The organism is Methylobacterium sp. NEAU K, assembly GCF_030700285.1.
Classification (GTDB): domain Bacteria; phylum Pseudomonadota; class Alphaproteobacteria; order Rhizobiales; family Beijerinckiaceae; genus Methylobacterium.
This window is the reverse complement of the sequence record NZ_JAUYZJ010000010.1, coordinates 1-14,747: the sequence shown is the minus strand read 5'-3', so window position 1 is coordinate 14,747 and position 14,747 is coordinate 1. Positions and strand designations below refer to the sequence as shown.

Genomic DNA, 14,747 nt, shown 5'->3' with positions numbered 1-14,747 from the left:
GCGCCGTCGGTTGGACGCAGCGCGCTCCCTTCCCCGCTCGGGCTACGGGATCCCCGCATCGCGTCGAGAAGCGCCCGCGGCCCGAAAGGGGGTCGGTCCGGAAACATCACGCGGCCTCTCCCTCGCAGAGAGGGAAGGTGGAGGCGTATCCGGAAGCTGCCCTCATCCGCCGACGCCGGGTGAATACGGAACCCGAGCGGGCGGGGGAGCCTGTCGCCTGAGGGCGCGTTCACAGGGCGCTGTGTGCACATAATTTACCGCGTCGGCGAAGCTGGCGCGAGGCTTGCGTGAACCGCCCCGCATGCCGATGACCGCAAATCCCGCAGCGCCCGTTTCGTCCCTGACTCTGCTCCGCACCCGGCGGGCGGGAGGACGCGTGCGCTAGCCCCGATCCACAGTCGGGCATTGCGCCTTCGCCGCATAACCGTTCACACTCGCGCACAAGGTGCGGGCCGGCAACCAGGGCTTGAGACCCGCACCGGCCAGGGAGAGATCACGATGGACCGCAGGACGTTCCTCAAGGGCTCGGCCGCGCTCGGGCTGGCCGCCCCGCAGATCGCGATGCCGGCGGTCGCGCAAGGCGCCAAGGTGCTGCGCTTCGTGCCACAGGCGAACCTCGCGAATTTCGATCCGGTGTGGGGCACGCAATACGTGGTGCGCAACGCCGGCACCCTCGTCTGGGACATGCTCTACGGCGTCGACGAGCAATTGAAGCCGCAGCGCCAGATGGTCGAGTCCGAGGAGGTCTCGGGGGACCACCTGACTTGGACCTTCCGGCTGCGCTCCGGCCTCAAGTTCCACGACGGCGAGCCGGTGCTCTCGAAGGACGTGGTGGCGAGCCTGACCCGCTGGATGGCCCGGGACCCGATCGGCCTGATGATCCGCTCAATCCAGGACGACCTTTCCGCCGTCGACGACCGGACCTTCCGGTGGCGCCTGAAGAAACCGTTCCCGAAACTCCTCTACGCGCTGGGCAAGACCAACGCCCCGATGGCCCTGATCATGCCGGAGCGGATCGCCAAGACCGACCCGTTCACGCAGATCACCGAGTATGTCGGCTCCGGCCCGATGAAGTTCGTCCGCGGCGAGTGGGTGCCCGGCGCCCGGGCGGTGTTCGAGAAGTTCGCCGACTACAAACCTCGCGACGAGCCGAATTCCTGGCTGGCGGGCGGCAAGCGCATCCTGGTCGACCGGGTCGAGTGGGTGATCATGCCGGACGCCGCCACCGCCTCGGCGGCCCTGCAGAACGGCGAGGTCGACTGGTGGGAGAACCCGATCTCCGACCTCGTGCCGCTCCTGCGCAAGAACGGCAGCATCAACGTCGACATCGCCGATCCGCTGGGCAATGTCGGGTCGTTCCGGATGAACCACCTGCACCCGCCGTTCGACAACCCGAAGATCCGCCAGGCCGTCATGACCGCCATGAACCAGGAGGATTACATGCGGGCGATCGTCGGTGACGACGACGCGCTGTGGAAGAAGCTGCCGGGCTTCTTCACGCCGGGCACGCCGCTGTACAGCGAGGCGGGCGGGGCCTCCGTCGGCAAGGGCGACATCAAGGCCGGCCAGAGGATGCTCAAGGAGGCCGGCTACAAGGGCGAGCCCGTAGTCTGCATCGTGGCGCAGGATCAGGCGATCACCAAGGCCCAGGGCGACATCACCGCCGACCTCCTGAAGCAGATGGGCTTCAACGTCGAGTTCGTCGCCACCGACTGGGGCACTACCGGCACCCGCCGGGCCTCCAAGGCGCCCCCGTCCCAGGGCGGCTGGAACATGTTTCACACTTGGCACGCGGGCGCCGACACCATCAACCCGGCCGGCTATCCCGCGGTGCGGGCCAACGGCGACAAGGCGTGGTTCGGCTGGCCGAACCTGCCGCCCGTGGAGGCGGCCATCTCCGAATGGTTCGACGCGGCCGACCCGGCGGCCGAGCGAACCGCCATCGACAAGGTCAACGCGGCCGCCTGCGAGGGCGTGGTCTACGTGCCCACCGGGTTCTTCCTCGGCTACCAGGCGTGGCGCAAGAATGTCTCGGGCATCGTCAAGGGCCCGATCCCGTTCACCTGGGGCGTGTCGAAGGCGTGACGGGGCGCGACGCGATCGTCCCGTTCGGCGCGATGCCCTCCCTCTCCCGTGCGGGAGAGGGGACCCGCGTCTCGGCCGGATACCGCCCGGCGCGCGCGCAACCCATGACATAGCGGGGACTCATGCTCGGCTATATCGGCAGGCGCATCCTGGCCACCATCCCGGTGATGGCGGTGGTCGGGCTGTTCGTCTTCAGCCTCCTCTACTTCGCCCCCGGCGATCCGGCCGCGATCATCGCGGGCGATCAGGCGACGCCGGACGACGTCGCGCGCATCCGCGCCTCGCTCGGCCTCGACCGGCCGTTCCTGGTGCGGTTCGGCGAGTGGTCCTGGCAGATCCTGCACGGGGATCTCGGCACCTCGATCTTCACCAACCTGCCGGTCACCACCATGATCGCGCAGCGGGTGCAGCCGACCGTGTCGCTGATGCTCGTCACCCTGGTCTTCGCCATCGTGGTGGCGGTGCCGCTCGGGGTGGTGGCGGCCTGGAAGGCCGGCAGCCTGATCGACCGGCTGGTCATGGGGCTCGCCGTGCTGGGCTTCTCGGTGCCGGTCTTCGTGGTCGGCTACGTGTTGGCCTACGTGTTCGCCCTCGAACTCGGCTGGCTGCCGGTTCAGGGCTACACGCCGATCGAGCAGGGGCTGTGGCCCTGGTTCGCCAACCTGATCCTGCCCGCGGTGACCCTCGGGCTCGTCTACATCGCGCTGATCGCCCGGGTGACCCGGGCGACCATGCTCGACGTGCTGCAGCAGGATTACGTGCGCACCGCCCGCGCCAAGGGCTTGGCGCAGGGGCCGGTTCTGTTCGTCCACGCCCTCAAGAACGCCGCGGTGCCGATCGTCACCGTGATCGGCATCGGCATCGCGCTGCTGATCGGCGGCGCGGTGGTGACCGAGACGGTCTTCGCCATCCCGGGGCTCGGGCGCCTCACGGTCGATGCGATCCTGCGGCGCGACTATCCCGTCATCCAGGGCGTCGTCCTGCTGTTCAGCTTCGTCTACGTGCTGGTGAACCTCGCCATCGACCTGTTCTACACGTTGCTCGACCCGAGGATCCGCTATTGACCGCGACCGTCGCGCCCCTCCCCAGAGGCCCTGTCGCGAAAGGGCCGCCCCCCGCGGGCCTCGCCGTCGCGGCGCCGATGCCGGACGTGATCCCAGTGCGCAGGCGCCGCGGGCCGGTCTGGGGCTACGTGCGCCGCAACCCGACCATCGTGGTGGGCGGCCTGCTGCTGCTCGTCGTCTTCCTGATGGCGGTGCTCGCGCCCTATCTCGGCACCGTCGATCCAACTGCCCTGGCCCCGGCCAAGCGCACCCGCGTGCCCTCGGCCCAATACTGGTTCGGCACCGACATGCTCGGCCGGGACATTTATTCGCGCGTGGTCTACGGCGCCCGCATCTCGCTGCTGGTCGGCTTCTCGGTGGCGTTCCTGGCCTCGGTGGCGGGCCTCGCGGTCGGTCTCGTGTCGGGGATGGTGCGCTGGCTCGACGGCTTGGTCATGCGCATCGTCGACGGCATGATGTCGATCCCGCCGATCCTGCTGGCGATCACCCTGATGGCGCTCACCCGCGGCTCGGTCCAGAACGTCATCGTGGCGATCACCATCGCGGAGATCCCCCGGGTCGCCCGGCTGGTGCGCGGTGTCGTGCTGTCCCTGCGCGAGCAGCCCTATGTCGAGGCCGCGGTGACCACGGGCACGCGCATGCCGGCGATCATCTGGCGCCACATCCTGCCCAACACCCTGGCGCCCATGACCGTGCAGGCGACCTATATCTGCGCCTCCGCGATGATCACCGAGGCGATCCTGTCGTTCATCGGCGCGGGGGTGCCGCCGTCGACGCCGTCCTGGGGCAACATCATGGCCGAGGGCCGGGCCCTCTGGCAGGTGAAGTTCTACATCATCCTGTTCCCGGCTATCTTCCTCTCCCTCACCGTGCTCGCGGTGAACCTCGTCGGCGACGGCCTGCGCGACGCCCTCGACCCCCGCATGGCCAAAGACGCATGAGGAGCACAGGCGTGAGCGGCGTACCCCTCCTGTCGATCGAGAACCTGCAGGTCCATTTCCGCACCCCCGACGGGGTGAACCGGGCGGTGGACGGCGTCTCCTTCGCGATCCAGTCGGGCGAGACCCTGGCGATCGTGGGCGAGTCCGGCTGCGGCAAGTCCGTGACCTCGATGTCGATCCTGCGGCTCCTGCCCGAGCCGCCGGCCCGCATCGCCGGCGCCATCCGGTTCGAGGGGCGCAACCTTCTCGACCTGCCGGACCGCGCGATGCGCAAGATCCGCGGTAACGAGATCAGCGTCATCTTCCAGGAGCCGATGACCAGCCTGAACCCGGTGCTGACGGTGGGCCGTCAGATCGGCGAGACCCTGCGCCTGCACCAGGGCCTGAGCCGGCGCGAGGCCGAGGCGCGGGCGGTCGAGATGCTGACGCTCGTCGGCATCCCCGAGCCCGGGCGCCGGGTGCGGGAATATCCGCACCAGCTCTCGGGCGGCATGCGCCAGCGGGTGATGATCGCCATCGCGCTCGCCTGCTCGCCGAAGCTGCTCATCGCGGACGAGCCGACCACGGCGCTGGACGTGACGATCCAGGCCCAGATCCTCGACCTGATGCGCGACCTGAAGGCCCGCGTCGGCGCCGCGATCATGCTGATCACCCACGATCTCGGCGTGGTCGCGGAGGTCGCCGACCGGGTGGTGGTGATGTATGCCGGCCGGAAGGTCGAGGAGGCGCCGGTCCGCGAGCTGTTCCGGGCGCCCCGACATCCCTACACCCGCGGCCTGATGGGTGCCGTGCCGAAGCTCGGCGCGGTGGAGCATGGCGCCACGGAGCGGCTGGCCGAGATCCCCGGCATGGTTCCGAGCCTGAAGCACCGGATCGAGGGCTGCGTCTTCGCCGGGCGCTGCCCGGACGTGACCGACCTGTGCCGCGCCTACGCCCCGGCCCTGGAGCCGAAGGCGCCGGCGCACCTCGCCGCCTGTCACTACGCGCCCAAGGACGCGCTCGCGGCATGAGCGCCACGCCCGCACCCGCTTCCCGCACCCTGCTGGAGGTCAACGACCTCAAGAAGCACTTCTCCCTCGGGGGCGGCCTGTTCGGCCGGTCCAACCGCGTGCTCAAGGCCGTGGACGGCCTGTCCTTCACGGTGGCGCGGGGCGAAACCCTGTCGCTCGTCGGCGAATCCGGCTGCGGCAAGTCCACGGTCGCCAAGGCCCTGATGCGCCTCTACGCCCCCACCGCGGGGCAGGTGGTGCTGGCGGGGCGGCGCATCGACGACCTCTCGGCCGGGGCGCTCAGGCCCCTGCGGCGCCACATCCAGATGGTGTTCCAGGACCCGTTCTCGTCGCTGAACCCGCGCATGCGGGTGCGGGCGATCCTGGCCGAGCCGATCCGGAATTTCGGGCTGGCCAAGGGCTCGGCCGACCTCGAGGGGAGGCTCGCCGCCCTGATGGAGCGGGTCGGTCTGCCGCGCGAGGCGCTCGGCCGCTTCCCGCACGAGTTCTCGGGGGGGCAGCGCCAGCGCATCGGCATCGCCCGGGCGCTCGCCGCCGAGCCGGACCTGATCATCTGCGACGAGGCGGTCTCCGCCCTCGACGTCTCCGTGAAGGCGCAGATCGTCAACCTGCTGCGCGACCTGCAGCGCGAGCTCGACCTCGCGATGCTGTTCATCTCGCACGATCTGGCCATCGTCGAGCACATGACCCACCGGGTGGCGGTGATGTATCTCGGCAAGATCGTCGAGCTCGGCCCGCGCCGGGACCTGTTCCTGGCGCCCAAGCACCCCTACACGCAGGCGCTGCTCTCCGCGGTGCCGATCCCGGAGCCCGGCGCCGGCCGTACCCGCATCGTGCTCAAGGGCGACGTGCCGAGCCCGATCAACCCGCCCGCGGGTTGCCGCTTCCACACCCGCTGCCCGCACGCCTTCGACCGCTGCCGCGTCGAGGAGCCCCTGCTCGAACCCGTGGGCGCCGACCACTTCGCCGCCTGTCACCTCAACGACGCCGCGGTCGCCCAGGCGGCCTGACGGGGATGTCGGCCCCACCCCCGCCCGTCATCGCGAGCGCAGCGGGGCGAGCCGGGCCAGCGCGACCCTTCGGGGACGTTGCGCCTCTGGGTCGGTTGGCTGCGCTCGCAACGACGGGGCGTCGCCGGCCACCCGGAACGATCCGCCGCCTGCCCTCATGAACACCCGGAGACAGCCTTGCAGCACGACCTCATCCTGAAGGGCGCGCGGGTCATCGACCCGTCGCAGAACCACGACGGGATCTGCGACGTCGCCTTCGCGGACGGCCGCGTCTCCGGCTTCGGCCGCGACCTGCCCGTCGGCCCGGGCACGCAGGTGCGGGACATGGGTGGCGCGATCGTCACCCCGGGCCTGATCGACCTGCACACCCACGTCTACTGGGGCGGCACCTCGATCGGCATCGATGCCGACGCGTTCTGCCGCACCTCCGGCGTGACCACCTCGGTCGATACCGGCAGCGCCGGGCCCGGCAATTTCGCGGGCTTCCGCAAGCACGTGATCGATCGCTCGGAGGCGCGGATCCTCGCCTATCTCCACGTCTCCTTCGCGGGAATCTACGCCTTCTCGAAGACCATCATGGTCGGCGAGAGCCAGGACCCCCGCCTCATGGCCCCGCGCGAGGCCGTTGAGGTGGCCGAGGCCAACCGGGACGTGATCGTCGGCATCAAGGTCCGGGTCGGGCGCAATTCCTCGGGAGACCAGGGCACGGCGCCGCTCAACATCGCCCTCCAAGTCGCCGAGGAGACCGGCCTGCCCCTGATGGCCCATATCGACGAGCCGCCGCCGAGCTACGAGGAGGTGCTCGCCATGCTGCGCCCCGGCGACGTGCTGACCCACGCCTTCCGGCCGTTCCCGAACTCCCCCGTCACCGCCCAGGGCGCCGTGAAGCCCGCCCTGCGGGAGGCCCGGGCGCGGGGCGTGCTGTTCGATATCGGCCACGGCAAGGGCTCGTTCGCGTTCAAGACCGCCCGGGCCATGCTGGCGGGCGGCTTCATGCCGGATACGATCTCGTCCGACGTGCATCAGCTCTGCATCGACGGGCCGGCCTTCGACCAGGTCACCACGATGTCGAAGATGCTCTGCCTCGGCATGAGACTGCACGACGTCATCGCCGCCTCCACGGTCAACGCCGCGGTGGCGCTCAAGCGGATGGAATACGGCACCCTGACGGTCGGGGCCTTGGGCGACGCCACCGTGCTGGCGGTGCGGGACGGCGCCTTCGACTACGTCGACACGCGCGGGGAGCACATGACCGGCGCCCAGCGGATCACCTCGGAGGGGGTGGTGCTGCGCGGCAGGTGGTGGCACCCGGTTTGAGCGACCCCGCGCGGGATCGTCCCTGGCGGATGAAACGCGCCTCCTTCCCCGGCTGTCCGCTCCGTCCACCGCCTCCCTGCAGACCGCCTCCAGCGCGATGATCTGCCGGCTCACGGCCGAGGCCGCCGGGCGCTCCGAGCCGGTCCGCAACAGAGCGAGGAAGTAGCGAAGGGCGCGGTCGTTCATCGGGGGGACCACCCCCCAGTTTGTTAAGACAGGACGATCACGCACGACCGGGTTGCTCGTTCGCCCGCTTGAGAATCCAATCGGGGCCGGATCAAGGAGCGACACCGCGGGCGATTCGACCGGCGCGCCGAGCCCGATCTGCAACAGCCCGCCGCGGGTCGAGCAGGTGTCCCGTGCGGGCTGTCCATCGCCATCCGGAGCCAGAGGACCATGCCGATCCTGACCCTCGCGGAGGCTCACGCCCTCGCGGCCGCCGCCTTCCGCCGCTGCGGGGCAGCCCCGGCTTCGGCCGACAGCACCGCCCGCGCCCTGGTGGCAGCCGAGGCTGACGACCTGAAGGGTCATGGGCTGTCGCGGGTACCGGGCTATGCCGCCCAATTGCGGACCGGCAAGGTTGTGGGCGATGCCCGGGTGTCCGTGACCCGGCCCCGGCCCGGCCTCCTGGCCATCGATGCCGGCCACGGCTTCGCCTACCCGGCGATCGATGCAGCGCTGGCCGAGCTGCCGGGACTGGCGCGCCGGCAGGGCATCGCGGCGGCCGGGATCCGGCGCTCGCACCATTGCGGCGCGGCCGGGCGACCGGTCGAGGTGCTGGCGGAGGCCGGATGCGTCGCGCTCCTGTTCGCCAATACGCCGGCCGCGATGGCGCCCTGGGGCGGGAGCCGCGCCGTGTTCGGCACCAACCCGCTGGCCTTCGGCTGCCCGCTCCCCGGCCGGGCGCCCGTGGTGGTCGACCTCGCCCTCTCGAAGGTCGCCCGGGCCAACATCGTCGGTGCGCGGCAGCGCGGCGAGCCGATCCCCGAGGGCTGGGCCCTCGATCGGGAGGGGCGCCCGACCACCGACGCCACCGACGCCCTCCAGGGGACGATGGTGCCGCTGGGCGACGCCAAGGGCACGGCGCTGGCCCTGATGGTGGAACTCCTGGCCGCCGGCCTCACCGGGGGGAACTTCGCCGCCGAGGCCAGCTCGTTCCTCGACGCGGAGGGTGATCCACCGGGGACCGGGCAACTGATCCTGGCGATCGATGCCGCTGCCTTGAGCCCCGCGGCGCCGGAGCGCTTCGCCGCCTTGGCCGGTTCGATCGAGACCCAGGATGGCGCACGCCTGCCAGGGAGTCGGCGCCTCGACCGGCGCGCCCGCGCCGCCCGGGAGGGGCTGGCGGTCCCGGATGCTCTCGTGGCCGAGATCGAGGGGCTGGCATGATCACAGGCGGCCGCTGTTTCCCGTAAAACATCCGAGGCCGGGCTTCCCGGTCGGCCGGCGCCCTTCTGCGGCGAACCCTCCGACACGGGCTTGGCGGCTGTCTCACCCGCCGTCGGTTCGGGGCAGAAATTCTGATACACCGACGGGATAAGGCGTCCCTTTGATCACCGAATCAGGGGAGCGCCGGCACACGATCACCCGGTTCTCTGGTACCGAGGAAGAGGAAGGTGATGATGGACCCTCTCGACAGGCGCGCGCTGCTGCTGCGGGGCGGTCTCGGCGCATTCGCGGCGGCGGTGCAGCCGCTGCGGGCCCTGGCCGGGGATGTCGAGCTTCCGTTCGGCAACGGTCAGCGTCCGCTGGTCGCCTATCCGGGCAAGCGCCCGCTCCTCCAGACCACCGCCCGGCCGCCGCAGCTCGAGACGCCGTTCTCCGTCTTCGACGAGGGCGCGATCACCCCCAACGACGCCTTCTTCGTGCGCTACCACTTGGCCGACATACCTCTGGAGATCGACCCTGACGCCTTTCGTCTGGAGATCAAGGGCCATGTCGAGCGGCCGGTCTCGCTCTCCCTGGCCGAGATCAAGGCCCTACCCGGCCAGACCGAGATCGTGGCGGTCAATCAGTGCTCAGGCAATTCCCGGGGCTTCTTCGAACCGCGCATGGCCGGGGGCCAGCTGGCCAACGGCGCCATGGGCTGCGCCCGCTGGACCGGCGTGCCGCTGAAGAGCGCGCTGGACAGGGCCGGCGTGAAGGCCGGGGCCGTGCAGGTCGCCCTCGACGGGATGGACGGACCGGTCCTGCCCGAGACCCCGGACTTCGTGAAGGCCCTGAGCCTGGACCACGCGCGCGACGGGCAGGTGATGCTGGCCTGGGGCATGAACGGGGAGGATCTGCCCTGGCTCAACGGCTACCCGCTCCGCCTCGTGGTGCCGGGCTATTACGGCACCTACTGGGTCAAGCACCTGAATGCCGTCACCGTCCTGGACGCGCCCTTCGACGGCTTCTTCATGAAGACGGCCTACCGCATCCCGGACAATGCCTGCGCCTGCACCGAGCCCGGCAAGGCGGCCACCGCCACGGTGCCGATCAATCGCCTCAACGTGCGCTCGTTCCTGACCAGCCTGACCGACGGCGCGCGCGTGGCGGCGGGCTCGGTGCGCCTGCGCGGCATCGCTTTCGACGGCGGCTCCGGGATCAGGACGGTCGCGGTCTCCGCCGATGACGGACGGACCTGGATGGAGGCGGCGCTCGGCCAGGATCTCGGCGCCTACGCGTTCCGGACCTGGTCGCTCGGCATCGACCTCGCTCCCGGAGCACACGTCATCCGGGTCCGGGCGACAGCCAACGACGGCAGCGTCCAGCCGATGGAACCGCGCTGGAACCAGTCCGGGTACATGCGCAACGGGGTCGAGACCACCCGGGTACGGGCGGCGTGAGGAGGAACGGGATGCGCGCGCTTCTTCGCGGATCGATCGTCCTGGGGCTGATCGCCGGTCCGGCGCTCGCCGCGCCGCGGACCTACGCGGTGCCCGACCCAACGGCGCAGCTGACGCCACCCAAGGGCGGCGGGGGCGCCTCCCACGCACAGGGCTACGAGGCGGCCCAGGCCAATTGCCAGACCTGCCATTCGGTCGACTACATCGCCACGCAGCCGCCGGGACGCGGCAAGGCGTTCTGGGAGGCCGAGGTGAGCAAGATGATCAAGGCCTATCACGCCCCGATCGACGAGGCGGACGGCCACGCGATCGCGGCCTACTTGGCGGATACGTATTGAGCTTGGCGGCGAGGCTCAGCGCAACGCCAAGGCCTGCGCGGCATAGGCGGCGACGTTCTGCACCATCGGCATGTCGTAGGCGTAGATGCGCCCGGCCAGGATCGCCAGTGCGAGCGTCCAAAACACCGCGCCACCGATCCGACGGGCCGTCCGATCACCGGCCGCAGAGGTAGGCGGGCAGGCGCGCGCCACGCCGTCGGCGACGGGTTCGCCGAACGGGTCGAACGCCAGCGTCGTCGACCGGATGTCAGGAGTGATGCGCATGATCGTAAATGTCGCGCTTGCGCCCCTCCCGTGCAATGGAGGCGTCTTCCGAAGTTTTCCGTCGCCGTAGAGTGTCCTTCTCTCTTGCGCCGGTGCGGCGAACGTTTTCTTCCTCTTGCCGTGATGGCGATCCCGGAGCGACTCTCGTGAGCCCTGAAGCTTCCTCCAAGACGGGCTCCACCCAGGCGCACGCGAACGGGGCGGCCTCCACCGCCTCGGTGCTGCCGGGCATCGCCCTGTGCGCGGCGATCACCGCCGTGGCGCTGGCCGCGCAGGCCCTGGAGGAGCGGGTCGCCGGCCATCCCTATATCGAGGCCCTGGTGCTGGCGATCCTGATCGGCATCGCGGTGCGCACCGCCTGGACGCCGGCCGACCGGTTTCGAACCGGCATCGCGTTCTCCGCCAAGCAGCTTCTCGAGGTCGCGGTCGTCCTGCTCGGGGCCTCGCTCAGCCTCGGGGCGATCCTCGCCTCCGGACCCGCGCTGCTGGCCGGCATCGTCGGCACCGTGGTGGTCGGCATCGCCGCGAGCGTCGTGATCTGCCGGGCGCTCGGGCTGCCCGCCCGCATGGCGATCCTGGTGGCCTGCGGCAACGCGATCTGCGGCAACTCCGCCATCGCCGCGGTGGCGCCGGTGATCGGGGCCCAGCCCAAGGACATCGCGGCGGCCATCGCGTTCACGGCGGTGCTCGGCGTGCTGATGGTGCTCGGGCTGCCCCTGTTCGTCCCGCTCGCGGGCTTGAGCGACAACCAGTACGGGGTTCTGGCGGGGCTGACCGTCTACGCGGTGCCGCAGGTGCTGGCCGCGACCGTGCCGGTGAGCCTGCTGAGCACCCAGGTCGGCACCCTGGTCAAGCTGGTGCGCGTGCTGATGCTCGGGCCGGTGGTCGTGGCATTCTCGCTGATCGCTCCACGTCTGCCCCGGGAACCCGGCATGGATCGCGCCGCCCCGCGGGCCCGCCCCGGCCTGACCAAGCTGGTGCCGTGGTTCATCCTCGGATTCCTGATCCTGGCCACCTTCCGGTCCCTGGGATTGATCCCGGACGCGGCGGTCAAGCCGCTGACGCAGCTCGCGGGCGTCCTCACCGTGCTGTCCATGGCGGCGCTGGGCCTCGGCGTCGACGTGCGCGTGCTCGCCCGGGTCGGTGGCCGGGTTACCCTCGCGGTGACCGCTTCGCTCGCCGTCCTCATCGGCGTCAGCCTCAGCCTGATTCGCGGCCTCGGGATCGGCTGAGACCGCAAACATTCTTCGATCGCGCTCGCCGCACGTCGATCACGCTCATGCATCAGGCATCGTATTCCGAATTTTTCGCAGGCTACAGCCTGTAAACCTCGGCGAACGGGGCCGACGCACAGCTTAACCGGAGGCTGTTGAAGGTCCCGTGTCCTTCGATCCTGCACTAAAATGCACGTTCGACAGGCATGCGGGCGGCAAGTCGATCTTGACACTAGGGTGGTTTTTGCTTTGGAACCATCGGTGCCATCGTCGAAACCTGAGAGTGGACCTCGCGCAGTGCCCGAAGAGAATCCTGAGAGCAGCGCCGAACTCCCCGCGCTGGTTGGCGCCATCGTTGCGGCCTACGTCTCGAACAACCCCGTTCCGCCGGCAGCCCTGCCGGTGCTGATCGCCAGCGTACACGGCGCCCTCCTCAATCTCGGACAGAAGCTGCCCGCGGAGGCGGCACCCATCGTCGAGCCGCCGACCGCGGCGCAGATCCGCAAGTCGGTCCAGCAGGACGGCATCGTCAGCTTCATCGACGGCCGGTCGTACAAGACGCTGAAGCGCCACCTGACCGCGCACGGCCTGACGCCCGGGCGGTACCGCGAGCGCTACGGGCTCCCGGACGACTACCCGATGACGGCGCCGGGCTACGCCGCGCAGCGCTCGGCCCTCGCCAAGGCGATCGGTCTCGGTGTGCCGGGTGCCCGCGCCGATCAGGGCAGGACCGGCACCGACGGCTGACCGGCGGTTCGACGCGGCTTCTGCCGGCCTATGGCCGGCAGGCCGTCACCGTCCGCGGAACGGCAGCACGTGCGCGGTCGTTCCGGGGAGCAGCCCGCGCGCCGGGCGCCCGAACGTGTCGGCCCAACTCAGGTAGATGATCTTTGCGCTGGTGACGGCGGATGCCGCCTCCGGCTTCTGCGAACGGCGGTTGCCGGTGCCGATCCAGCGCTCGGGCCGATGCTGGTTCCCGCCGCGCGAGACCGGCTGGCACCGCCTGCGGGGGGGGCGGGGATCGTCCGGCTTGGCTGAGAGCGACACGTCAAGAGTCCCCGTCCGCGTCCGGGGCGCGAGCGGGGACGGACGTAGTGCTCGGCCGTAGATCCGCCGGGACGCTCGGCCCTCGACAATGCGCGCATCCTACAGGATGGTCCGTATCGCGACAGGGCGACTCCGTCCAAAAAACTTGTCGCTGCGTCCCATCGCGTCCCACGCGCGCGGTACCGGTCGCCTTCCCCGCGCGGCTACGAGACCCGGGCGCCGGGCACCGCCGCCAGCAGGCTGCGCGTATAGGCGTGTTCCGGGGCTGCGAACAGGTCGGCGGTCCCGCGCATCTCCACGATGGTGCCGCGATGCATCACGGCGATCCGGTCGCAGATCGTGGCCGCCACCCGCAGGTCGTGGGTGATGAACAGCATCGCCAGCGACAAGCGTTGCTTCAGGTCCTCCAGCAGATCCAGCACCTGCCGCTGGACCGAGACGTCGAGCGCCGAGACCGCCTCGTCGGCGACCAGCACGTCCGGCTCCATGGCGAGCGCCCGGGCGATGCCGATGCGCTGGCGCTGGCCCCCCGAGAAGGCGTTCGGGTAGCGGGCGGCGGCCTTCGGGTCGAGGCCCACGAGGTCGAGGAGGCTGCGGGCCCGCGCCCGCGCCTCTGCGGCCGGCACCCCGTGGGCGATGGGGCCCGTCGTGATGATCTGCTCCACGGTGCGCCGGGGATTGAGCGACGCGAACGGGTCCTGGAAGATCATCTGGATGCGGCTGCGCTTGTCCCGCAGCTCGGCCTTTCCGAGCGCCGTGTAGTCGAGGTTCCCTAGGGTCTGGACTCGATCAGCACCAGAAAGCGATGACGGCGGCGAGGGCGACGGCTGAGGCATAGTTGCGGGCGAGCTTGTCATATCGGGTCGCGACGCGGCGGAAGTCCTTGAGGCGGTTGAAGGTCGCCTCGATGCGCCAGCGCTCCCGATAGCGCCGCTTGTCGTGGCGGATGCGTCGTTTGCGACTGCGCTTGCCCGGGATGACCGGCGTGATGCCCTGCGCCCGCAGATCGGTGCGCAGCCAATCGGCATCGTAGCCCTTGTCGGCAGCCAGCCGCCGGATCCGGCCAGGCGCTTCGGCCAGCACCGCAGGCGCGGTCGTCACGTCGCTGGCGTTGCCGGGCGTCAGCAAGAGGACGCCGGGGCGGCCGAGGACATCGGTGAGCGCGTGGATCTTGGTCGTCTGGCCGCCGCGCGACGGGCCGATGGCCTGTGTCCGCGCCCCCCTTTGCCGCCGTGGGCCGAGCGGTGGGCCCGCACATAGGTGCTATCGAGGGCGGCCGCATCGCCCGCCCACCCGGCCTTGGCCAGGTCCGCCAACATGGCCTTCCAGAAGCCGCGCCGCGACCATCTGTTGAACCGGTTGTAGACGGTGGTGCGCGGCCCATACTCCGCCGGACAATCACGCCAGCGGCATCCCGATGTGAGCACGTGCAGGATGCCGGAGATGATCTGCCGGTCGTCCTTGCGCTCGGGGCCGGGCTGGTCTCTGGGCATGAACGGCTCGATCACCGCCCACTGCTCATCGGAGAGCCAGAACAGGTCCGCCATCGCCACCTCCAGGCTGCAAAACAGTCGCCTGGAATCACAAACTGGCAAACCCGGCAACAGCTTGGTTCGGTTCACACCCTAG

The 14,747-nt window shown here is 70.3% G+C and carries 13 protein-coding genes and 2 pseudogenes; 11 read left to right on the top strand and 4 right to left on the bottom strand.

The features are described 5' to 3' along the window. Positions 1 to 498: 498 nt before the first annotated feature. The 9 genes from Q8W67_RS10295 (at position 499) to Q8W67_RS10255 (ending at position 10,593) form a co-directional block, all read left to right on the top strand. Complete coding sequence (locus Q8W67_RS10295) at positions 499 to 2,085, top strand: ABC transporter substrate-binding protein (protein WP_305544747.1); 1,587 nt, start codon at positions 499 to 501, stop codon at positions 2,083 to 2,085. 122 nt (positions 2,086 to 2,207) lie between these two features. Continuing rightward, positions 2,208 to 3,149 carry an ABC transporter permease gene (locus Q8W67_RS10290; protein ID WP_305544745.1) on the top strand — a complete coding sequence of 314 codons (942 nt, stop codon included), beginning with the start codon at positions 2,208 to 2,210 and terminating at the stop codon, positions 3,147 to 3,149. Then, positions 3,146 to 4,090 carry an ABC transporter permease gene (locus Q8W67_RS10285; RefSeq protein ID WP_370693852.1) on the top strand — a complete coding sequence of 315 codons (945 nt, stop codon included), beginning with the start codon at positions 3,146 to 3,148 and terminating at the stop codon, positions 4,088 to 4,090. Before Q8W67_RS10290 ends, Q8W67_RS10285 begins: the two co-directional genes overlap by 4 nt. Beyond that, positions 4,087 to 5,100 (top strand): ABC transporter ATP-binding protein, encoded by a 1,014-nt coding sequence (locus Q8W67_RS10280; protein ID WP_305544742.1) that lies wholly within the window; start codon positions 4,087 to 4,089, stop codon positions 5,098 to 5,100. Before Q8W67_RS10285 ends, Q8W67_RS10280 begins: the two co-directional genes overlap by 4 nt. After that, positions 5,097 to 6,110: an ABC transporter ATP-binding protein gene (locus Q8W67_RS10275; protein ID WP_305544740.1), complete on the top strand. Its 1,014-nt coding sequence runs from the start codon at positions 5,097 to 5,099 to the stop codon at positions 6,108 to 6,110. Before Q8W67_RS10280 ends, Q8W67_RS10275 begins: the two co-directional genes overlap by 4 nt. A gap of 177 nt (positions 6,111 to 6,287) precedes the next feature. Continuing rightward, on the top strand, positions 6,288 to 7,427 hold the full coding sequence (locus Q8W67_RS10270; protein ID WP_305544736.1) for an amidohydrolase/deacetylase family metallohydrolase: 1,140 nt from the start codon (positions 6,288 to 6,290) through the stop codon (positions 7,425 to 7,427). 396 nt (positions 7,428 to 7,823) lie between these two features. Continuing rightward, on the top strand, positions 7,824 to 8,816 hold the full coding sequence (locus tag Q8W67_RS10265) for an Ldh family oxidoreductase (protein WP_305544734.1): 993 nt from the start codon (positions 7,824 to 7,826) through the stop codon (positions 8,814 to 8,816). 233 nt (positions 8,817 to 9,049) lie between these two features. Continuing rightward, positions 9,050 to 10,255, top strand: a complete 1,206-nt coding sequence (locus Q8W67_RS10260) for a molybdopterin-dependent oxidoreductase (RefSeq protein ID WP_305545072.1) — start codon at positions 9,050 to 9,052, stop codon at positions 10,253 to 10,255. An 11-nt stretch (positions 10,256 to 10,266) separates the two neighbouring features. Next, positions 10,267 to 10,593 carry a cytochrome c gene (locus Q8W67_RS10255; RefSeq protein ID WP_305544732.1) on the top strand — a complete coding sequence of 109 codons (327 nt, stop codon included), beginning with the start codon at positions 10,267 to 10,269 and terminating at the stop codon, positions 10,591 to 10,593. A 15-nt stretch (positions 10,594 to 10,608) separates the two neighbouring features. Here the strand turns inward: Q8W67_RS10255 and Q8W67_RS10250 are convergent, their stop codons facing one another. Beyond that, positions 10,609 to 10,857: a hypothetical protein gene (locus Q8W67_RS10250; protein ID WP_305544729.1), complete on the bottom strand. Its 249-nt coding sequence runs from the start codon at positions 10,855 to 10,857 to the stop codon at positions 10,609 to 10,611. A gap of 146 nt (positions 10,858 to 11,003) precedes the next feature. Between Q8W67_RS10250 and Q8W67_RS10245 the strand changes: the two genes are divergently transcribed. Together Q8W67_RS10245 and Q8W67_RS10240 are read left to right on the top strand one after the other, a co-directional pair. Continuing rightward, on the top strand, positions 11,004 to 12,089 hold the full coding sequence (locus Q8W67_RS10245) for a YeiH family protein (RefSeq protein ID WP_305544728.1): 1,086 nt from the start codon (positions 11,004 to 11,006) through the stop codon (positions 12,087 to 12,089). 279 nt (positions 12,090 to 12,368) lie between these two features. Next, positions 12,369 to 12,818, top strand: a complete 450-nt coding sequence (locus tag Q8W67_RS10240) for a MucR family transcriptional regulator (protein WP_305544724.1) — start codon at positions 12,369 to 12,371, stop codon at positions 12,816 to 12,818. Positions 12,819 to 12,863: 45 nt separating this feature from the next. On the opposite strand, the gene Q8W67_RS10235 is transcribed toward Q8W67_RS10240, so the two are convergent. The 3 genes and pseudogenes from Q8W67_RS10235 to Q8W67_RS10225 all read right to left on the bottom strand — a co-directional run bounded on the left by Q8W67_RS10235 (position 12,864) and on the right by Q8W67_RS10225 (position 14,611). Beyond that, positions 12,864 to 13,118, bottom strand: coding sequence for a hypothetical protein (locus Q8W67_RS10235; protein ID WP_305544721.1), 255 nt, complete (start codon positions 13,116 to 13,118; stop codon positions 12,864 to 12,866). A gap of 203 nt (positions 13,119 to 13,321) precedes the next feature. Further along, a pseudogene (locus Q8W67_RS10230) lies at positions 13,322 to 13,894 on the bottom strand (ATP-binding cassette domain-containing protein); the annotation flags it as partial. Between the two features lie 13 nt (positions 13,895 to 13,907). Continuing rightward, a pseudogene (locus tag Q8W67_RS10225) lies at positions 13,908 to 14,611 on the bottom strand (IS5 family transposase). Positions 14,612 to 14,747: the final 136 nt, after the last annotated feature.